At 67.7% G+C, this 20939-nt stretch carries 15 protein-coding genes and 2 pseudogenes; 8 read left to right on the top strand and 9 right to left on the bottom strand.

Going from position 1 to position 20939, the window contains the following annotated elements; all coding sequences use genetic code 11:
- From APR03_RS11290 to APR03_RS11280, 3 genes are all read right to left on the bottom strand, one after another.
- The gene (locus APR03_RS11290) at positions 1-807 is read right to left on the bottom strand and encodes a class I SAM-dependent DNA methyltransferase (RefSeq protein WP_253835724.1); all 807 of its coding nucleotides are present in this window, start codon (positions 805-807) and stop codon (positions 1-3) included.
- A gap of 158 nt (positions 808-965) precedes the next feature.
- Complete coding sequence (locus APR03_RS11285; protein ID WP_253835723.1) at positions 966-1442, bottom strand: GNAT family N-acetyltransferase; 477 nt, start codon at positions 1440-1442, stop codon at positions 966-968.
- Between the two features lie 13 nt (positions 1443-1455).
- Positions 1456-3438 (bottom strand): S9 family peptidase, encoded by a 1983-nt coding sequence (locus tag APR03_RS11280; protein ID WP_253835722.1) that lies wholly within the window; start codon positions 3436-3438, stop codon positions 1456-1458.
- 24 nt (positions 3439-3462) lie between these two features.
- Between APR03_RS11280 and APR03_RS11275 the strand changes: the two genes are divergently transcribed.
- Complete coding sequence (locus APR03_RS11275) at positions 3463-4026, top strand: PaaI family thioesterase (protein WP_253835721.1); 564 nt, start codon at positions 3463-3465, stop codon at positions 4024-4026.
- 146 nt (positions 4027-4172) lie between these two features.
- Here APR03_RS11275 and APR03_RS11270 read toward each other — a convergent pair whose 3' ends face one another.
- Positions 4173-4655 carry a DUF456 domain-containing protein gene (locus APR03_RS11270; protein WP_253835719.1) on the bottom strand — a complete coding sequence of 161 codons (483 nt, stop codon included), beginning with the start codon at positions 4653-4655 and terminating at the stop codon, positions 4173-4175.
- A 61-nt stretch (positions 4656-4716) separates the two neighbouring features.
- Here APR03_RS11270 and APR03_RS11265 point away from each other — a divergent pair, with 61 nt between their 5' ends.
- Positions 4717-5571, top strand: a complete 855-nt coding sequence (locus APR03_RS11265) for an arylamine N-acetyltransferase family protein (RefSeq protein WP_253835717.1) — start codon at positions 4717-4719, stop codon at positions 5569-5571.
- Here APR03_RS11265 and APR03_RS11260 read toward each other — a convergent pair.
- Positions 5568-5921 carry a hypothetical protein gene (locus APR03_RS11260; protein ID WP_253835715.1) on the bottom strand — a complete coding sequence of 118 codons (354 nt, stop codon included), beginning with the start codon at positions 5919-5921 and terminating at the stop codon, positions 5568-5570. The two genes, APR03_RS11265 and APR03_RS11260, sit on opposite strands and share 4 nt — an antisense overlap.
- Positions 5922-6320: 399 nt before the next feature.
- Here APR03_RS11260 and APR03_RS11255 point away from each other — a divergent pair, with 399 nt between their 5' ends.
- The 6 genes and pseudogenes from APR03_RS11255 to APR03_RS11230 form a co-directional block, all read left to right on the top strand.
- Entirely contained in the window at positions 6321-6752 is a 432-nt protein-coding gene (locus APR03_RS11255) for a hypothetical protein (protein ID WP_253835713.1), read from the top strand.
- A gap of 2 nt (positions 6753-6754) precedes the next feature.
- Positions 6755-6910: a transposase family protein gene (locus APR03_RS11250; RefSeq protein ID WP_253835711.1), complete on the top strand. Its 156-nt coding sequence runs from the start codon at positions 6755-6757 to the stop codon at positions 6908-6910.
- Between the two features lie 724 nt (positions 6911-7634).
- Complete coding sequence (locus APR03_RS11245; protein ID WP_253835709.1) at positions 7635-8078, top strand: hypothetical protein; 444 nt, start codon at positions 7635-7637, stop codon at positions 8076-8078.
- Between the two features lie 82 nt (positions 8079-8160).
- Positions 8161-9060 (top strand): annotated as a pseudogene (locus tag APR03_RS11240) (ISAs1 family transposase); the annotation flags it as partial.
- Positions 8979-9347, top strand: coding sequence for a hypothetical protein (locus APR03_RS11235; RefSeq protein ID WP_253835707.1), 369 nt, complete (start codon positions 8979-8981; stop codon positions 9345-9347). The pseudogene APR03_RS11240 and the gene APR03_RS11235, both read left to right, overlap by 82 nt.
- 112 nt (positions 9348-9459) lie before the next feature.
- Positions 9460-9779, top strand: a pseudogene (locus tag APR03_RS11230) (integrase core domain-containing protein); the annotation flags it as partial.
- Between the two features lie 271 nt (positions 9780-10050).
- On the opposite strand, the gene APR03_RS11225 reads toward APR03_RS11230, so the two are convergent.
- The 4 genes from APR03_RS11225 to APR03_RS11210 all read right to left on the bottom strand — a co-directional run bounded on the left by APR03_RS11225 (position 10051) and on the right by APR03_RS11210 (position 20273).
- Entirely contained in the window at positions 10051-10479 is a 429-nt protein-coding gene (locus APR03_RS11225) for a hypothetical protein (RefSeq protein WP_253835705.1), read from the bottom strand.
- A complete protein-coding gene (locus tag APR03_RS11220) occupies positions 10472-17023 on the bottom strand; it encodes an RHS repeat-associated core domain-containing protein (RefSeq protein WP_253835703.1) in 6552 nt (2183 codons plus the stop codon). Before APR03_RS11220 ends, APR03_RS11225 begins: the two co-directional genes overlap by 8 nt.
- 145 nt (positions 17024-17168) lie before the next feature.
- The gene (locus APR03_RS11215; RefSeq protein ID WP_253835701.1) at positions 17169-20111 is read right to left on the bottom strand and encodes a LamG-like jellyroll fold domain-containing protein; all 2943 of its coding nucleotides are present in this window, start codon (positions 20109-20111) and stop codon (positions 17169-17171) included.
- A gap of 24 nt (positions 20112-20135) precedes the next feature.
- Positions 20136-20273, bottom strand: a complete 138-nt coding sequence (locus tag APR03_RS11210) for a hypothetical protein (protein WP_253835700.1) — start codon at positions 20271-20273, stop codon at positions 20136-20138.
- Between the last annotated feature and the right edge of the window lie 666 nt (positions 20274-20939).

Raw genomic sequence — 20939 nt, 5'->3', positions numbered from 1 at the left:
CTAGGCCTTCTCCCACACCGAGACGTGCTGCACGGAGTCCGCGTCGAACGGTGCGCGGTCCCAGTCCGACCAGCGGTGCCGCAGGCGCAGGCCGGCGATACGCGCCATGAGGTCCATCTCGGCCGGCCAGGCGTACCGGAACGGCACGGTCCAGAACCGGCCCGTGCCGTCCGGCGCCACCGTCACGTGGTTGGAGGTGAACAGCTGGGTGGCGACGTCGTACCGGTCGAAGCCCACGTAGCCGCCACCCTGCCCGTCGGGCGTCACGGCGTAGGGGACGGTGTCCTGGCCGGGCGGGAGCCGCCGCAGGTCCGGCACGCCGACCTCGATCAGGAACAGGCCGCCGGGCCGCAGGTGTGCCGCGGCGTTGCGGAACACGTCGACCTGACCGTTCTGCGTGGTCACGTTGCTGATCGTGTTGAAGACCAGGTAGGCCAGGGCGAAGTCGCCCGGCGCCACGTCGTCGAACGCGTCGAAGCGCGTGGTGGTCATGTCGCCGAGGGTCACCCCCACGGCGGCGCCGCCCGGCTTGTCGGCGACGCGGCGGGCCATCGCCCGGCTGAGCTCGATGCCGCCCACCCGGAGGCCCCGGGCCGCCAGCGGCGCCGCAATGCGTCCCGTGCCTACGGCGAGCTCCAGCACGGGGCCGCCGTCGGCCAGCTCGGCCAGCAGGTCCACCACCGGCCCTACGACCTCGGCGGCGTTGGCGCCGCCCGGTCCGTCGTACCCGGCGGCGACGCTCTCGGGGAACGCGCCGTCGGCAGGGTCGTCCGGCAACGGGTCGGTGGTGTTCGCGTCATCGGTCACGCGGCCGACGCTATGCCCGCCCACCCAACCGGGTCCTGTCATTTTTCAACCGCCACCACCTGACGGCCCGGGCAGCCGAGATCGGTCAGTTGCCCCGAGATCGGTCGATCGATGGACCGATCTCGAGGCAACTGACCGATCTCGCGGGGCCTACGGCATCACATCGCCCGGCGGAGGCGCATCGGGGTGTGCGGGATGCCGTCCTCCAGGAACTCGGCGCCGTCCGGCTCGAACCCGTGCTTGCCGTACCAGCGCGTCAGGGGCGACTGGGCGTCCAGCACCACGTCGCGCCGGTCGCCGGAGTCCTCCACGTACTTCAGCGCCGCGCGCATCACCTCGTCGGACAGCCCGCGCCCCCGCGCGCCCTTGACCAGCGCGACGCGGCCGATGCGCCACACGTCGCCGTCGTCCAGCACGCGAGCGGTGCCGAGCACACGCGTCCCGCCGTCGGACACGGAGTCGGGTGCCGCCTCGCCGAGCATCACCACCTGCATGGTCGTGGGCTCGAGGTCACGCCCGTCGAGGTCCTCGTAGGGACAGTCCTGCTCGACCACGAAGACGTCCTGGCGCAGCTTCCAGACCCCGTAGGCGATCACGACGTCGAGCTGGGTGAGGGGCGTGATGATGATGCGCACGGCAACGATGCTCTCATCCGACCGGCAGGTACCGCTGCCACCAGTCGAGGATGATCTCGAACCGCTGCTTGCGGTGCCGCGGCCGGCCCGCGCGGGACAGCTCATGGTTTTCGCCCGGGAAGACCACGAGCTCGGTCTCGACGCCGTGCCGCTTCAGCGCCGAGTAGTAGCGCTCCGCCTGGGACAGCGGGCAGCGCAGGTCGAGCTCGGAGTGCAGCACGAGCGTCGGCGTCGTCACCTGGCCGACGACGGCCTGCGGCGACTGCGCCGCCACCTGCTCGGGCGTCTCCCCCACGTACTCCAGCCCGAAGAACGAGCCGATGTCGCTGGTGCCGAAGAAGGTCTCCGGGTCGAGGAACCCGCGCTCCACGACCGCCCCGGCGAACCGGTGGTCGTGCGCGATGGTCCACGCCGTGAGGTACCCGCCGTACGAGCCGCCGAGCACGCCCACGCGGCCGGCATCCAGGCGCCCGTCGGCGGCGATCGCGCCGTCGAGGAAGTCGAGCACGTCGTGCAGGTCCACCGTGCCCATCGCCTGCCGGATCGCGCGGCCGTGCGCCTGCCCGTAGCCCGACGACCCGCGGGGGTTGCAGTAGACGACGGCGTACCCCGCGTCGACCAGCACCTGCGTCTCGTCGAACAGGGCGGTGGTGTAGGACGCGTAGGGGCCGCCGTGGATCATGAGCAGCGTGGGGTGGGTGCCGGTTCCCTCGGGCACGGCCACCCAGCCGTGCACCGGGTAGCCGTCGCGACCGGTCACGGTCAGCTCCTTCGGGGTGACGATCCCGGTGGCGCGCAGCGGGGCGGAGAAGTCGGTGACGCGGCGCAGGCCGCCGTCGGTCACGACGCCCACGTCGCCGTACGTGCCCGGGTCCCCGTAGACGACGACGAAGGTCCCGCCCGCGGTCCCGTACCCCGACACGACGACGTCTCCGCTGGTCAGCTGGGTTGTGGACCCGTCGTCGTCCACCCGGACGAGCTGCTGCGTGCCGCGCGTCTCGAGGGTGAGCAGCACGCCGCCGTCCGGCAGCGGGACGGGCTGGCCGCCCACCGTCTGCGTCTCCGGGTCGGTGAGGCGGCGCGGCTCCGGGTCGGCCCAGGCGGACAGCACGTACAGCGCGTCGTTGCGGGCCACGAAGTCCTTGCCCGCGGGGCCGAGGTCCTGCCCGACGACGTACAGCTCGCCGCCCGGACCGAACGCGATCGCGTGCGGGTTCAACGTGCCGAGGTCGACGTCGGCCGCGCCGCCGCCCGACCCGTTGAGCGGCAGCACGCGCACGACGCCGCGGAACGCCTGCCCCTGACCCTGCTCGCGCTCCGCGACGACGCCCAGCGCCGCCCCGTCGGGCGTGAAGGCGAGGTCGCTGTGGTCGACGTCGTGGGTGGTCACCCGGCGCGCCTCGGGGACGGCGGGGCGGGGCTCGGCCGGGCCCTCCGGCGTGGCGACCGGCTGCACCACGGGCTCGGCGGCGACGTCGGGCACGTCGACCACGTAGGCGTGCTGCGGGCGGTCGGCGTGATAGCCCAGGCCGTTGCGGGTCCAGCTCCAGCCCGTGATGCGCCGCGGGCCCTCCGCGGCGGGCGCGATGCCCTCGACCGAGCCGTACCGGCCGGCCTCCGGCTCGCGGCTCAGGAACGCGAGCCGCGCGCCGTCGGGCGACCAGCGGAAGTCGCCGACGCCGAGCGTGCGGTCCGTGACGCGCACGGCCTCGCCGCCGTCGACCGGCAGCACCCAGAGCTGCGGTGCCGCCTGGGGCTCCGCGCGCAGGAAGGCGACCAGGGCGCCGTCGGGCGAGAAGCGGGGCTCGGTGTCGCGGAAGCCGCGGGTGAGGCGGCGGGGCTCGCCGTCGCCGGTGAGCGGTACGCGCCAGAGCTGGCCCACCGTGGCGTCGGCGTCCAGGTCCGGTCGCGTGACCGACACGGCGGCCCAGGTGCCGTCGGGGTGCACGGCGGGGCGGGAGACGCTGCGGACGAGGGGGAGGTCGGCTGCCTGCATGTCCCGGACATTACCCTTGCGAACATGTCCGACACACAGCAGACCTCCGCACCGGCCACCCCCGGGCCGGACGACGCACCCGAGTCCTGGGGCGAGCCGCGCACCCGCGAGCTGACCTGGTACGACCCCCTGCAGATCGCCGCGCAGGCCCCCACCATGGCCGGCGTCGAGTTCCTGCGCAGGCTGCGCGACGGCGTCATCCCGCCGCCGCCCATCACCACGCACTTCGGCCTGGACATCGACGAGGTCGAGGAGGGGCGGGTCACGTTCACGTGCACGCCCGACGAGTCGGGGTTCAACCCGATCGGCACCATCCACGGCGGCGTGCTGTGCACGCTGCTGGACACGGTGTGCGGCTGCGCCATCCAGTCGGTGCTGCCGGCGGGCAAGGGCTACACGTCGGTGGAGATCAAGGTCAACTACCTCAAGGCCGTACGCGGGGCCGGTGCGGCGCTCACCGCGGAGGGCACCGTGGTCAAGGCGGGCTCGCGCGTCGGCTTCACGGAGGCCGTGGTGCGGGACGCGACCGGCGCGGTGGTGGCGACGGCGACGAGCACGCTGCTGATCTTCGACATCCCGCAGCCCTGACCGGGACGCGCGGGGGCGTGGCCCGGACCCCAAACGAGGGTGCGCCGCTACCCAGCGATTGCGCCCGAAACCCGTGCTGGATCTGGGCACAATCGCTGGGTAGCGGCGCACCCTCGCGTGTGGCGCGGTCGCCCGCCCGCGTCAGGTCACGTGAAGAAGAGGCCGATCACCCAGGCGGCCGCGGCGATCAGGGAGCCGATGAGCTGCACGCCGATGGTGATCAGCGTGGCCTGGACCGCCGCCTTGGTGGAGGCCCAGGCCGCGGGCACCTCCTTGTGGCGCGCCCACTCCAGCAGGAAGATCGCGCCCACGAAGAAGAGGAACAGGCCGACCACCGGCACCACGAAGAACCCGATGATGCCCGCGATGCCGCCGACCGCGAGCGTCACCCACGGCAGGTTCGCCTTGCGCAGGTGCTTCCCGGCGAGCAGCCACTGCGCCACCTCGGCCACCGCGATCGCGGCGGCGGCGATGCCGAAGACCACCCAGGCCTCGACACCTCCCGTGAAGATGGCCCACACGAGGATGCCGCCCAGCACCAGCACGGCGCCCGGCAGCACCTGGACCACGATGCCGATCAGCCCCACGAAGATGGCGACACCGACAAGAACTTCTCCCCAAACGTCCACGCCCGAACCCTAGCGGGTTATCGATGCGACCCGGGCCGGGCCTGGTCTACGCTCGCTGGCCATGAACGCAGGTCAGGAGACGGGCGTGACGGCCTACCTCGCCAGGCTGGGTCTGGACGAACGACCCCCGGCGACGGTCGAGACGCTGACAGCGATCCACCAACGGCACATCGAGCAGATCCCCTACGAGAACCTGGGCGCGGTGCTGGGCGCCGCCCCGGACATCGACGCGGCGACGACGCTGGCTCGGGTCGCGGCCGGCGGCAACGCCGGCTACTGCTTCCACCACAACGGCCTGCTGACCCTGGTGCTCCGCGAGCTCGGATTCAACGTTGTGCCAGCCTGGGGCTACCCCTGGGGCTCGGAGGAAGGACGGCGGGACCGGCGCGTCGAGCACCTCGCGCTCACCGTCCGCGGCCTGCCCACCGACGAGAACCCGGGCGGCATCTGGTACCCCGACGTCGGCTGCGGCGACGGCATCCACGCGCCGCTCCCCCTGGTCACCGGCGAGTACCGACAGGGCCCGTTCACCTACCGCCTGGAAGTGCGCGACGGCGAGTGGACGTTCTTCCACGACCCCAAGGGCAGCTACACCGGCGCGGAGATCATCGACGAGGAGCTCGCACCCGGCCAGGCGGAGGCGTCGCACCACCGCCTGACCGACCCGGACGGCGGCCCGTACACGAGCCACCTCATCGCGCAGCACCGTCTGCCCGACGCCGTGGAGGCGCTCCGGGGCTGCGTGTTCACGCGCAAGGCCGACACGATCGACCGCACCGAGGTCACACGCTACGACGACTGGCGCGACGCCCTGCACACGGTGGGCGTCTCGTTCCAGGACGTCGACGCCGACGCGCTGCGCGGCCTGTTCGACCGGAGCCTCGCCGCCCACCGTGAGCTGCAGGAGGCCGGTTAGTTCCAGAAGACGGCGACGAGGATGTTCACCAGGGTCAGGCCGAGCACCGCACCCTTGAGACCCTGCGAGACGTTCTCGCCCTTGCGGACGGCGATCACCGCGGTCACGGCCACGGCCAGCGCGATGACCAGCTTGACGCCGATCTTCGCCATCGACGGGCCGCCGTCGTCCCACAGGCCGCCCATCTCGGCGATGCCGACCATGATGACGCCCGCGACGACGGCGCCCATGGCACCGTGCGAGACGCCCTTGTAGAGGGCCTTCGTCCGCAGCGACGCGATGGAGCCGCCGAAGACGAGAGCCCAGCTCGCGAAGTGCAGGAACACGAAGAGGTTGTAAAGGAACTCCATGGTGGGCAGCCTAGCCGGGGCGAGGGCTGCAGAGGCCCGGAAACGGGCTGGTGGGGTGGGCCGTGACATGTTCACGAGCCCGACAGCTGCCAGACCGCAGGTGGTGTCGCCTGCAGGGATCTCCCCGTGACGTGTCGCCCCCGCGGAACGCCGGCGAGACGGCCCACGAGCAGGTGCTTGACGCCCGTCGTTGCTGGGCAGAGTCAAGATTGGGCAGGTATCGCAACGGCCCCTGTGTCCGGTTTGATCGTGGTTGTCGAGACCTGATCGAACCGAGAACGAGGGGCCGTTGCGCTACCACCTACTGTCGGGCTGAACCCTGCCCAGACCTGCGAACTGATCGTCCGCGCGTGGCAGGTGCACGACGGTCAGCCGCCTGCCGAACGAGCGAACGTCACAATGCCCTTCGGACGGGCGGTCGTGATGGTGCCAATTATGGCGCGGCATAATCTGCGCAGCAGATGGACCACCGACCTGTACGAGAGCTCTCAGCCCACGGTCTCGCGGATCTGGCGGTACCTGATCGCTCTGCTCGGGCAGGTCACCGCCTCGGACCGCAAGCACCTCGCTGAGGCCCTGAAGATCGGGCTCGTGCTGATCGACGGCACGCCGATCCCGACCGGAAACCATGCGGGCACGGGCACGGGCACGACGAACTTCAGCGGCAAGCACCGCAAGCATGCCCTGAACATCCAGGCCGCCGCCCGACTGGGCGGCGACCTGGTCGCCGTCTCCGTGCCGGTGCGCGGCTCACGGCACGACTCTGGGCGTTGGAAAGAGTTGGCTGGGCCGACCAGATCACCACCACCCGGGCCGGCAATGAGCTGCTGACCGTGTTCGCCGACTCCGCCTACGACAAGCACACCAGGCTCGCACCGCGACCGAAGAAGAAGGACGTGACGCGCACCGAGGCCGACAGAGAGTGGAACCGCAAGATCGCCCGCATGCGCGCCGCGGTCGAACGAACGATCGCGCGCCTCAAGCCATAGAAGATCCTGTCCACCGGCTACCGCGGCCGGCCGAGCGAACTACCAAGCGTGATCCACGCGAGCACCAACCTCGAGCCTTACCGCCAGAACCCGTGAATAACGCTCCTATTCATGCGGATACTCTCGACGCACGCAGACGCATACGAGACGTCCAGCGGCACCGCCGTCGACCTGGTCGATGCACCCGATCGTCAAGAAGAGCACGCGCAGCGACGCGGCGGAGATCGCACATCAGATGGCGCTCCGGAGAGCGGCCGAAGCCGCCGCCAAGACCCGCAGTGCAGCAACCTAGAGGCGCGAACAAAAGAACAGTTGGCTCACTTCGGTTTACGATTCTTTTGTCGAGAACAAGAGCGCGATCGGCACGGTACTGGGTGCTGTGAGTACAGCCACCGGTATCGCAGCTCTAGTCCTGGCCGCAACAGGCGTCAGTGCTCCACTGATGGCTTTTCTGGGCGTCGTTTCCGTAGGAACGGTGTTTGCGTCGGCGGCGATCGGCCGCTCTGACGGTGTTGATCTTAGTTAGGTAAGTGCTACGGGCGCCGTACTTGGCGGCGCTGGCGTTGCAGTGAAGGCAACTCGTATAATCAGGCCAGTTGATGACGTTCTGCAACTTTCTGACGACTCGGTGCGGAACACAGACATGGTATCGGGTGGTCTCAGAACCTTTACGGCGGGGTTGGCTTGGCCGGCACAGCGATCGACAATCGAAGGGAGGTCACGGATGGTAAAGGAGTGGGAGCCTGGCCTGGAGAGGGATCTGCTGCGTGGGCCTCGCGCCGGGAAATTGGCGGTCTTGGTTGCTGGCGGCGCTGTGATCTTTGTCGTTTACACAATTTCGTTGTTTGCCGGAATGGCCGTTGCCGGTGTTGGATACCGTGTTTCTCCTGTCCTCACTGTAGTCTTTGTAATTTGGGGCAGTCTCGGATGTGTAGTAGTAGGGCTAAATCTCTACATGCACATCAGGGTAATTCCACGCGAGGTGCGCGCGGGATATACAACGGGCTACAGGATTCACAAGGAAGTTGACTATGTCGATCCCGATACCGGACACGTTCTGAGGGTCGCGGGCGAAGAGTTCCTCAAGACCGACGAGCGTCGTAGACGCGAAGCTCTCGTTGCCGAGGCGGTTGACAAGCGGCGTGCAGCAGGAGATGGGCGCAGTTGAGTGCTATGCGCGACTGCGAGTCAGTTCGCGCGGCGCACGGACGACGGACCTACCGGTTCACTGATCCGGGACTACCCCAGGGATGGTTGACATCTTGGCCTGCCCTACGGGTTGGTTTCCAGCCTGCAGGAATACACCCGCGCTCATGTCATCGTCTCGCGCCACCACCATGGTGTCCAAGCCCGTCTCATCCGACATCATTCTGGTCGAGCTTCTGGTCGGCCTGCCCGACCCGCGCGCCCGGCGCGGACGTCGTCACCCAGTCCGGGCGCTGGTGGCCGTGGCGCTGTGCGCGGTCCTGACCGGCGCGAGGAGCTTCACCGCGATCGCTGAATGGGCCCGCGACGCAGGCAGGACCCGGCTACGGCGGCTGGGAATGATGCGGCGGGCCGCGGACGTGGCCACGTTCCGCCGGGTCCTGACCCGGCTGGACCCGGCCGCCCTTCAGGAGGCCTTCGGCGTCTGGTCACTCACCCGTGCCCGATGCTCGGGCGGGCGGCGCGTCTACGCGATCGACGGGAAGTCGCTGCGTGGCGCGCGGAAGAAGGGCGCCGCTCGCGCGTTCCTCGTCGCGGCCCTCGACCATGCCACGGGGACCGTTGCCGCGCAGACCGCTGTGGATACCAAGGGCTCGGAGATCACTGCCGCCCGGGTTCTGATCGGTCTGCTCGACCTGACCGGCGCCGTCCTGACTCTGGACGCCCTGCACACGAACAACGCCACCGCCTCCCAGATCCTGGCCGCGGGCGCGCACTACGTCTTGACCGTGAAGGGCAACTCTCGGCTGCTGTTCCGCATGCTCAAGGCGCTGCCCTGGGTCCAGATCCCTGCGAACACGACCACCGAGACCGGCCACGGGCGGCGAGCGACGCGCACGATCAAGGTCCTGGACGCGCCCGCGTGGATCGAGTTCACCGGCGCCGCCCAGGTTGCCCAGCTGCGCCGCACGGTCACCCGCAAGGGCAAGAAGACCGTCGAGGTCGTCTACCTCGTACCTCCGCCGACGCCCGCACGGCGAGTTCCGAGACCCTGGCGACCTGGGCACACACGCTTTGGTCGATCGAGAACCGGCTCCACTGGGTGCGCGACGTGACGTTCGACGAAGACCGCTGCCAGATCCATACCGGCCACGCACCACAGAACATGGCCGCCCTGCGGAACACCGCTATCGCGATCCTGCGCCACGCCGGCTGGGACAACATCGCCCAAGCCCTACGTCACCACGCCAGAGACGTCGACCAGCCCATCCACGCACTCCTACAGTCATGACTTTGCCGGGGCCCTGCCCGGTGACCGCATCGGCCCGCGCTTGGCCACCTCTGTCTCCCACCTCGACGGTCGTCCCACAAACCCTCCTGACCGACCACCGGTTGAGCCCAGGCAATATGTCGCCATCCGCTACACCCAGCGTCTCGCCGAGGCCCGGGCCGTCGCCTCGGTCGGATCCACCGGCGACTCCTACGACAACGCCCTGGCCGAGGCGTTCAACTCGCTGTTCAAGGCCGAGCTCGTGCGCAACCTCGGACCCTGGCGCGACATCGACGACCTCAAGATCGCGACTGCGGAGTACCTCGACTGGTTCAACCACCGACGCCTGCACGGCGAGATCGGGTCGTCCCACCGGCCGAATCCGAGGACCACTACCCCCGTCACAACCCCGCGCCGACTACCGTCGACGCGTCAGTTCCGAGTCTCCACTGAACTCGTCACGAGACAGGCCAGCGATCAAGGCCCTGCCCGAGTGAGCGTGGGCCCCGTATCTCGACCACGACGGCACCACCCTCACGGCTCTGCCCGCCGTGACCTGACCAGCCCGACGACTTTCCGACGAGCCCGGAACGGAGCGACCGCACGACCCAGGCCGGAACCGGCGCGCGCAGCGACACGCGACAGTGAAACCCTGCCAAACGCAGCCAAGCCACACACCAGACGAAACCCTCAGGCCGCTCTACCACCAGGTGAAGAATCGAGGCTAGCGTGCATCCTCACCACCAGTCGCTCTTATTCTCGCCATCCGAGTTTCATATATGTCCTTTGTCAGAAACTTCTCTCCGGCAGAACGCACGACCCGGCTTGAATCCGGGTCTACTTGATCCACCGAGATATGCGCTCGCATTATTGTCGTGTAACCCGCATGAAACTCGCGTGCTTCCTTGATCTTGCCGGCGCTATGAACGACCACCGTTGCGACAATCAGCAAGAAAATGACCGCCAGGATGAATCCAAATAGGGGTCGCTCGCCAAAGCCGCTCCCCAAGATCACCGCCAATACGGCCGTAGCTATCACTGAAGCGCCAACAAGCAACGCCATCCGCGCGGACAACATCGTCATGGATGCCGCAGACTTTCCCTTGAGCATCTGCACATACTCGCCCACTGCTCGCGGATTCGGTTCATCCATTTACCATCTTCTCCAATACTCCGGCGACATCCAAGGTCTTACTCCAAACATTACCGATTACTTCAAACCCTTCGACGGTGACGGGATCTAGCCGCCCTGCAGTCCGCGCCGCAAATCCCAGCGAACCTGCAGCGATAGCTGCACCACCGATTACGCAACCGGCCGATCTCAGGGATGATGCACAATCAATTGCGGTCGCAGCAGCACCGGCAACGGCGGAGATTCCCCCCAGGACGCCAGCCACTGCAGCAGTGACGGGGTGGGCGGCGCACCATTTAGTCAGGAAACACGTTCCAGCCGTCCCCCAGCCGATGATCACGCTCGCGTCGCCGAGAACCCCGCTCACCTTCTGGCCACTCCAACCACCGTATCCACGCTCGGCACTTGCCCAGCCAGTCACCGTCTGCCACAGATTCTTTTGCTCACGCTTCTGGGTTTCTGTTTCCCGTGTCTCAGATACCGCAGCTTCTGCAGCCTTGCGTAGGGCGAGCTGGTGGGCGGCGGCTGCCGCACCGCTACGGATCTCCTTAACCCCACCACCCAATGCGCCGGTCTGATTGACAAGGTCGACGGCGTTGCCACTGGACGTCTCGTACGCGTCTGCGTGCGTCGAAAAGTATCCGCAGGCATAAGCCGTATAGCACTCACGAACCTTGACCGGCGCACCCCCAGAGCCATTCGACGTCTTGATACAGCTTGTCGCACCGGCACACGGGTCACCACCATTCGGCTGCGTCCTGGGGTCATACCCCAGATGCCCCGCACCGATCGGCTTCAACCCAGTCGGGTCTGACCATGTCACCGGGTTGTTGTTCGCGTACGCATACGCGTTCCACTGCTGCGGATCAGACAGGTCCATCACCGGATCCACACCGATGAACGACCCCAGCACCGGGTCGTACAACCGTGCCCCCACCGCCGTCAGACCCGTGGCATCAGCCGGCTTGTCCAAGAACCCATGATCACCAGCCCACGCCGAGGCCCCGCTCGCAGTGTCGTCCGGAAGACCTGCCGCGCTGTCCCGCTCAGCACCGAACGGGTCCGTGTACCGGCGCACCACCTGGTTGGTCGTGTTCCCGATCTGGATCGTGCCAGTGCCCTGGTGATCCGAGAACACCGACGTCGTCGCATAGGACTGCGACACATCCCGCACCGCCACCGTCCGCCCGGCGAACGCGTAGTACCGGTTCGCCGTCACCTGTCCGGTCTCACCATCCAACGTGACCTCCTGCCCCGGCAGGTACAACGTCGTGTCCCCACCCTGCGCACGGACCAACCGACTCCCGTCGGCCGAGTACACATAGCCATCAGCCTGGCCCGCCTCGTCCTCGGAGACCGAGCCATCGTCGTCGGTGTCCTGCGCGACGGACTCCAGCTCACCCTCCACATCCCACGACAGCTCCTGCACGGCCTCGCCGGCCACCTCGCGACCAGTCATGTTCCCGGCCTGGTCGTACGTGAACGCGCTCGTCCCGAGCATGGCCCCGCCACCGGACGCCGACACACCCGTCACCGCGTGCGGCCGCGTCGAGGAGGCGCCCGAGTCCGGCTGCGTGTAGGTCGAGGTGACGTTCCCACCATCAGACACTGCCCTGTGCAGCGTGCTCGTCTCACGGTTCCCGATCGCGTCATACGTGTACGACTTCTGGTACGGGTCCGCACCGCCCAGACCCGCCACCGTCGGAGTCGTAGCGCAGTCGCCGGTCTCAGGCGTCCACGCGCCGGTCAGCCTTCGTGCCCAGTCGTACGTGAAGCACTGCTGATCGGACGGCTGGTTGCCCAGCACCGGGTCCGGGGTGTCCTTCACGGACAGGACGTTACCGGCGTCGTCGTACGTGTAGGACGCATGCCGCAGGTCCGTCAGCTGTTCGTCAGTGCTCCCTGTCTGCTGGGTCGTCGTCACGCCCCCCAGTCGCCTCGTGCCCCGGTCGTAGTACAGGCTTTCCTGGTAGGCATAGGTGTTGCCGGTGCGCATGTAGGACAGCTCACCGGTGGGCAGGTAGTCCGCCCGCACGACGTACGAACCCCAGCCGAACCCACCCGTCAGACCGTCCACGGCGTTCGTGTCCGAGTAGAACGTCGTGAGGCCTTCCTGCGCGATCGGCCCCGCGCCTGGCACGAGCTGAGTCCGGAGGCGACCGTCCTCGGTGTAGGTGTATTCGTAGGTGTAGTCGCCCGCGAGACCTTCGGGCGTCGTGGACGTCTCCGGGACCGAGACCGTGGTGGCAGTCGGCAGGTACCGGTCCGTGAACCCGTCGATCGTCGTCGTGTACTGCGCGCCGCCCTGGTGACGGGTCGATGCCGTTTGCTGTCCCTTCACGACCGTCCCGTCGTCGAGCCGGTCGTACGTCCAGGACGCCCGCACTGTGCCCGAGGTACCGCCGGCGCGCATCGTCGTCTTGCGGCCCAGCGCGTCATAGGTGTACCCGAGGGTCTCGCCCCGGGCGTCCGTCGTGGTCAGCACCCGTCCCGCGGCGTCGTAGGTCATCGAGCTGTCGCCCTTGTCCGGGTCCGACGCACTGGTCTGGCGGCCACGCAGGTCGTACTCGTACGACCACCGGTTCCCCGCTGGGTCCGACACTCCGATCAGCCTGTCCGCGCCGTCGTACTGGTAGGACGTCACGTGGTGGGTTCCCGACGGGGAGGCACCCTCGTACTGCCACAACTCGTCCGTGCGGCCACGCGCGTCGATGATCGTGGTCGTCGGTGTCCCGCCCACCGGCGGGTTCACGCTGACCCGGTCACCGCCGTAGGACGTCGTCGTGGTCCAGGTGTCGAGGTACGACCCGTCGTCCGCTTCGTCGCCCTCGCCGGCCTGGAAGGTCTCCCGCACAGGACGGCCCGCACCGTCGAACATGGTCACGACTCGAGAGTCGACCGCCTTCTGCGACACCACCAGGGAGGCCGAAGGCACACCGGTCGTCGGCCATCCGTCGCGTGTGACCCAAGTGAGACCACGCGAGTCGTACAGGGTGTCGGAGATGACCCGGCCGACCACCGTGGCCGAGGCAGAGGGCGCCTGGGACTGCCGTTCCCGCAGCAACCCGTCATAGATCACCGACGAAGCCACGTAGCCCGACGCATCCCAGTTGAGCGTCTCGGTCCGCACCGAATTCAGGCCGGACGTGCTTACCTGATAGGTGAACTTCGTCGTGGGGTCGTCCTGGTCCGGCACCCGCCCAGGTTCCCACACCTGGGTGAGGCGGCCCAGGGCGTCGTACCGTCCCGTGGTGACCTTGCCGTTCGGGTCGGTCGCACGCAGCGGGACGCCCCACAACGGGTCGACCGCGGTCGTCGTCACGTGGGCCTGGAGGGCACCGGTCCCGTCCGGGTCCGGTGACGTCACCGTCGACGAGCGCAGCAGCCCGCCCGCGTTGTCGTAGCTCGTCGTCGTGGTCTTGCCCAGAGCGTCGGTGGAGCTCGTCAGCTGCCCGTAGCTGTTGTAACCCGCGCGTGCCGCGTCCACGTAGACCGGGTTGCCCGCCTCGTACCGGTCGACCTCCTGGGTCAGCGTGACCCGTCCGCGGATCGGAGCAGCGCTGACAGTGCCGGAGTCGTACGCGTAACGAAGGTCCGACACGACATCGACAGGTCGCGCCGCAGTCTGGTCGCATCGCACGTCAACAGTCTCGACCCGCCCAGCGGTATTCAGGATGTTCTTGGTCGTGTTGCGGTTGTACGTCGTTCGGGTACACAGCTCGTCCCCGGTCGTAGCGGTATCGCCGCTCTCCGAGACGCTCGTCGGCATGCCGTACGGGTCGAACGTGGTCTCGGTCCGTGTCGTTCGTGAGCCGCCCGCCGCCAGCGGCGTCACTGTCTCGGTAGCGGAGACACCCGTGTGGAAGGCCTTGCGCGAGGTGTTGTCGGGATCCGTCGCCGTCACCGCTGATCGCCACGGGGTACTGATCACCTGTTCGACGATGTCGTTGCCGTCGTAGGTGATCTCCTCGCGGACCATCCCCGCGTACTGGTCCAGGTCCTCGATGCCGTCCACCTTGACGGTCGTGGTCCCACCGGCTCCGTCCCTGTCACCATGCATTCCGCGGAAGTACCGGGTCGCTGTGTGCAGCCTCGGGGACCCTTCCTCACCTGATGCACCGGTGTAGACGTCGACCCGTTCGTAGCCCCGCAGTTCGCCCCACGTCCGGTACTTCGGCTCGATGAGCTCGTTGTCTGTGTAGTGCCACCCGGGTCCGCCCGAGTACTCGTACGTCGTGTCGACAGGGACCGTTCCGGAGATGCGCCCGTCCTGCGTCACCGAGGTCACGCGGTAGTGGTGGAAGTACTCCATCACCTGCTCGTCAGCGCCCTCTGGCGTCCAGAACACCGGCTGGCACCGCATCGAGTTGTTCTGCGGCGACGACGGTAGGTTGGATGTGGAGCATTCCTTGCCGGAGTAGGCGATGGTCGTCACGCCGCCGGACTCTGAGGTGATCTTGTCCAGGCGATATCTCGTCATCGCTGGACCCACGTCACCCGTCGTGTCGACCCGGTTGTCCTTCTGCGCGCCATGGAAGACAACCGACGGCAGCGCGATGTCTGCGGCTGACCCGCCCCTGCCTGTGTGCTTGATCGACTCCAGCCAAAGGGCCGGGTCTTCACCGTCACCAGCGTCGGGAAAGCTCTGCGCGAATGTCCACGTGTCCACCGGCACGAGCGCGCCGGCATCACGGATGTTGGTCGTCATCCCGGTCAACCGCATGCGGTCGTAGAACGCGGGCGCAGTCTGGGTGCAGGACGATGTGGAGGTACAGATCAAATCTTGCGGGACATCTGGCCAGTGCGCGCTGTTGGCCGCGTTCAGCTTCTCCGGGGCGCAGTCGAAGTCGGCCGTCGGGATGCATCGTTCGGCGTAGGTGAGCGAGAGACGAGCCGGAGCCTCCGTGGTGCCCTCAGCGCCCGCGCGCGTGCCGTACTCCATGTACCAGAGCCGACCTCCCGAGACGTACTGGGAGCTTCCTGAGTTGTTGTTGTGCCCGTAACGGTTGTACTCGCGGGTGTACCGATAAGTCATGGAGTTGCCCGACACGTCCTCGACGTAATCCAGCATCCATCGCCACACCTGGTCACACTTCGATCCGGCGAAGTCACCAGCCTGGTAGCACGGTTCACCGGGATGATTCCCATACACAGGGACATGCCAGGACGAGTTCAACCCCAGCCCGTCTGACCGCTGTCCCTGCCCGAAGCGGTACTTGGTCCCGTCGTCCGTCGTCACCACCCAGGACTCGCCGTTGTTGTCTGAGTTGGCGCTGCCCGTCACGTGGGACACGACCGTGTTGTCGTCGTTCTCGGGCCGCCACGTACTTGTCGCCCCGTCCCGGACAAGCTCCGTCGCTGACCCGTTGAACACCAGCGTCGCGTTGTTGGATTTCCAGCACAGGTCTCCCGTGGCGCGCGAGGCGTTGTTCGGCGCCTGCCCGCCCACAGCTCCCTGGTCCTGCGAGCACGGGACGTACTTGCGCTCGACGTAGCCCGAAAGGTTAGCCTCCCACCCGTCGCCCACCTGCGAAGACTGGCTGTTGGCGGAAACGACCTTGCCGTCCATGCTCGCAGAGGAGTACGAGAGCGACAGGTCGGGGGCGAGGCCGCCCGGCACGGGCGGCGTACGCATCGGGTACGACCAGGTGAACGCACCGGTCTGCGCCGACACGTTCCACGACGCCGACGGCGCGAGCGAGGTGGCACCCCAGTCGCCCGCAGATCCAGAGGTTTCCGCCATCACCGCCAGAACGAGGGTGTCGGACGCCCTGGAAGCGACCCGCTCGACAGCATCCGGCGACCGCAGCCCGGCCGAGGAACTATCAGCCTGGTCACTGACGGCGGGAAGCTCGACCGTGCCGCTCAGAGTGAGCAAGTCGGGGTCCAGCTTGCTGTCCGCCACCGGTGCCGGTTCACCGCAGACGGTTGACGACGCGGGTGCCGAACTCACCGCGCACGCAGGCAACTGGACGAGGCGCAGCCGATGAATCAGGCCGCCACCTGCACCAGCCAGGTAGGACACATCAAGGTCCACGACCGCACGTCGATCGGAGGCCTCCGCGGACGGTGTCTTCGCCATTGGACTGTCGACGGGGGCGGCCGGCGTGAGCGTCACGACCGGGCCGGCCGCGCCAAGCCGATCAGCGGCGGCGGAGCCCAGATAGGACACAGTGACTGGGCGAGCTGTCTTCATAGCGTCCGGGTCGATCGGATGCAGGCCCACCTGCAGACCACCCGCGCGGCCTCGTCGCCCGTCGCTCTTCGCACTCGCCGCCTTTGCGTCATTGCCCGTAGTCGAAGGATCGAGCGTGATCGACCCCGGCTCAGGAAGTGTCACCGTCTGGGGCCGTACGGCCTCCATGGGTTCCAGGCCCGCTTCAGTGACCGCGAGCTCCTCTGCGGTCATCTCGGTGGCCTCGACCAGGTCGACCTCTGGGTTCTCGAACCCGAGCTTGTCGGTGTACTCGCGCGCTTCCTCGAGGGTCATCTCCTGCCGAGCAGTTGCGTCGAAGCCAGCCGCCACCGCCGTTGCCACGGCGGGTGTCGCCAGGAGCAGAACCATGGCCCCGGCCACGGCAGCAGCACCGCGGGCATGCAGTCTCTCTGATGCTCGCATCGTCGTACGCCGCAAGTTCCCCATCACTCGGCTCCCTCGTCGCCTCGCCCGTACCTACTGCCCATGTGCAACTGACTGATTTCGGTACAGGTCATGGGACGCTGGCCCCCTCGCAGATGAGCTGCAGCGTGTCCTCGTCATAGATATGACCGGCAGCCACTCGGACCTCGTCCACAGCACCGTGGAACGGCCAGACCGTGCTGCCGTTCTTCATCCCCGACCCAAGACGCAAGCGGCCCGCGACGTTCCACGGGTTCCAGGGCTCCTCGCTGTCGTCCTCGAACCTTCCGACGCCGCCGGCCTCGGGACGCTGGGCGGGGAACGCGAACATCGGGCATGCCCATGCCTGCAGCGACTTCTCCGCTGCGTTGTAGACACCGACCACGTGGGTCCACTGTCCGGGCACCGCCTCGACCGGCGTCCTGGAGGCCACGTTGATGGAGTTGGGCTTGTTGTCTCGCACGCTCCAGAACGCCCAGCAGGGTGCAACTGAGCCCTCGTTGCCGGGGTCAGCATCGGTCGGGCATGCCTGACTGGTCGAGACCCCCAGGTGGAAGGATGAGCGGTAGTCGCCGTCCACCGTCTCTGACGCGTCGGGGACCTGGGTGACGGCTGCTCCCGTTTCACTGGTGTCATCCGCACGCAGGAAGGCCGAGACCGTGAAGGACTCCGTACCGTTCACCACCGGACGCTGGCTGACGGCGATGTCGTCCTGAGTACCCGGATCGGGATTGAACAGCCACGCCCCGTCCGCGACCCGATCAGGGATCTGCCCGTTCGGATCCGGGGGCCACAGGCCTTGCGGACTCGCACCATCAGTCCAGGTGACACCACCTGCGGCGGTCAGGCCGCCGGCGGTCGACGTGCTCTCCCCGTTCACGGCCGAACCTGCGGCTGCCCCGTCGACCCAGCCGGTGTCGTTCATATGCCAGTGAGCCGTTGTGAAGGCGAAGCCCACGTAGAACTCATAGATGGTGGGATCCGACACGAGGTGGGCGTCATCCTCGGAGTACACCGCGATGTAGTTCAGCCCAGCACGGGTGATCGGGATCGAGAACGCGGGGACCGCACCCCCGAGTGACGACGGCGTCCTACGCTCGGAGTACGTCTGGGAGTTCAGCGAGTACCAGTAGTGGGCCACGTCGGCCGAACCGTTGGCAGAGAACACCACCGAGATCGGTGTGCCGACACCACCAGCCACGCGCCCCTCTGGGTAGTTGGAACTCGTCACCTTCGGCGGGGCCGGCTTGGATGTGTCCACCGTAAAGAAGCACAGCGGCGAGTCCAGGAACGACGTCCTCTCGATATGGCCCGACACCGGATCGGTCGACGCCACCTGAACCCGCCATCTATAGGTCTTGCCAGACTGCAACCCGACCTTGCCCGGCACCGTCGCTGCGCGCCAGGTGCTCGCTGCAGACGGCTCGGACCAGTCCGACCACCAGATCGGTTCCAGCGTGTCCTGCGACTCGACACGGAATCGGATCGTGACCTGCGTTGTCCCGTCCGGTTCGCTCCCACCTCTGGCGCGCAGCTGCGGTGTGCTGTCGCGCACCTGGCGCCGCCCGTCCCACGTGTCCGGGCAGTCGATGGGCTCTCCACCAGCCTCCGGCACGATCTCCGTCTGGTCCGCGGTGGGCGGCAGCGGCGGCCGGTCGAACAGGATCGACAGCGTTCCGGACGAACCGTTGTACCGCTTCCACCAGTTCATCGAGCCCTCTTCGGCAGCTCGCATGGCGAGCGAGATCCACGACAGACCGCTGTTGGCCGCAGCCCTGACCTGTCCGGTGACGTTGAACTCCGCGCGCGTGGTCCGCCCCGCACATCCGTCGCGATGCGTGCCGGTCCATCGGCCCAGCCACGCACCCCAGTCCACGTCACTCCAGACCGTGGACGAGGTCAGGTACGTCGAGACGCCGTACATCTCCACGGAGCGCGGATTGCAGTCGAAACTATGAGTTCCCGAGACCGCGAACTCGGCTCGGAGAATCTCGGAGCCCTTGAGGCTGCCCAGCCACACACCGTCCGAACCCTGCCGCAAGCCGCTGAACCGCCACAGGAGCCGCTGCAAGTTTCGCTGCGTGCACTCGGTGTGCGCCGCCGGGTCGCAGAGACCGACGCCTTCGGAGCCTGAGAAGTTCCAGCTCGGCGTGTCGGTCCACGCCGGGTACGTCTGCACCATGGCCCATCCCGCCGGGTCCGGTGCACCGATCTTGGGGTCCAGGAGGAGCGGCATGGCAACGTCAGGATCCGCGAGCATCTCAGCATCCGGGGTGACGGTCACGGTGCCGCCGACCGACGTCGCCTGCACTGCGACGTCCATGATCGCGACGGAATCGCCGGCCAGCGGGTTCTCCAGGCGAACATCGGCGACGCTGGCGTCGGCGCCCTCAGAGCTGTCCGCGCCGAGCCCGGCCTCCCGCACGGAGACAGTGCTGTCGAGCCCGACCTCGTCCCAGTTCGTCGGCCCCGCGGAGTCCCACATCAGCGGCGGGCCAGACTCCCAGGCGATCTCGCCGTCCGAGCCGACGACCTCGAATCCCTCCCCGGACGACGCGGCACGCACCTGCATCCCCACGGCGGCCTCCAGCGGGAAGTCCAACGCCAGGTCCGGCGAACCGCCCAGGATGTCCTCGGCGAGGTAAGTAAGCGCCTGCTGCGATGCGACGCGCACGACCGGGATCGCTGTGGTCCCGGCCTCGTTGATCGACACGACCAGGTCCACGCCCTCGCCGAACGAGTAGGTCACGCGCCGGCCGCCGTCGTCGACCACCGCGGCCGAAGCCCCCGATGGAGGCACCGACGCGGAGAACATGCGCACCCGCTCCTCGGGCGCACCCAGCACGACCAACGGGAGCCCGGCCCCGGTGGCACCGCCGGGATTCACCCACAGCGGTTCGACGCCTCCCGTGACGGGAAGCATCCCGGCCAGCTCACCACTCGCCACCGGATCCGACCCGACCTGGACATCCACGGGAGCCCAGGTGCCGTCACCATCACCGTCCTGGCGGACGGCGGACGTCGAGTAGTCCATCCGGACGTCGCCGGTCGCCGTGGCCTACCCCGTCGCGAACTCCGACAGCGTCTCTCCGACCCGGGTCTCGGCACCGCACGCGACGGCGGCCGCGACCGCGTCGTCGACGGACTCGACCTGTTCCGGGCACTCCGCCACGGTCGAGACCGGGCCCAGTTCCACCGGGGCGGCGTCCGCCACGACGGGTAGACCCGCCGTTCCCACAGCCAGTAGAAGTGCCAGCGGCAGTGACACCGCAGACCGAGAACGCATGGTGAACCGCATCAACGACCCCTCACCCGACAGTCAAGAACTGTGCCGATGAGGGCATCACACAAGCACTGTGCACTATTTTGCACCATCTTGCCCGCCTCAGCGCCGCTGACTCTCGCACTTCAGCAAAGGCCACGTCAATGCTTCACAGAGCAGCCTTCGCCTGCGACTGCGGAGCCGGTCAGCCTAAAGTTCACCCTCTCGCGCTTCCTCGATGAGATGCGATCCCCGCAATCTCGGCGCATTGCCGTCGAAAATTCACCCACCACACTCATCTCTTTCTCGGTGCTTCCTACTTCATAAATCACCCGGCCGGCCGGTGGCACACCAGACATTCCCGACCAGTCCAGTCGGGAAATCCATAGGAAACATCGATGCCCCCAATAGACATCCACTATGTGGACGTGGTCTTCCGCCCGCTCGACCCCCCGATTACCGTCGTCGCCATGACCAAGGCAGCAGCGCGCACAGCTCTCGTGACACCCCGTCACGAGATGCGAATGCCCGCCATGCCGACCTGTGCCTGCGACCGCTGTCGCAGCTGTCTGCACTGACGCGCCCCTCGCCCCTCGCAAG

The organism is Promicromonospora thailandica, from assembly GCF_024171955.1.
GTDB classification, from domain to species: Bacteria; Actinomycetota; Actinomycetes; order Actinomycetales; family Cellulomonadaceae; genus Promicromonospora; species Promicromonospora thailandica.
Note: the sequence above shows the minus strand (reverse complement) of the source record. Positions and strands in the feature narration are given on the sequence as shown.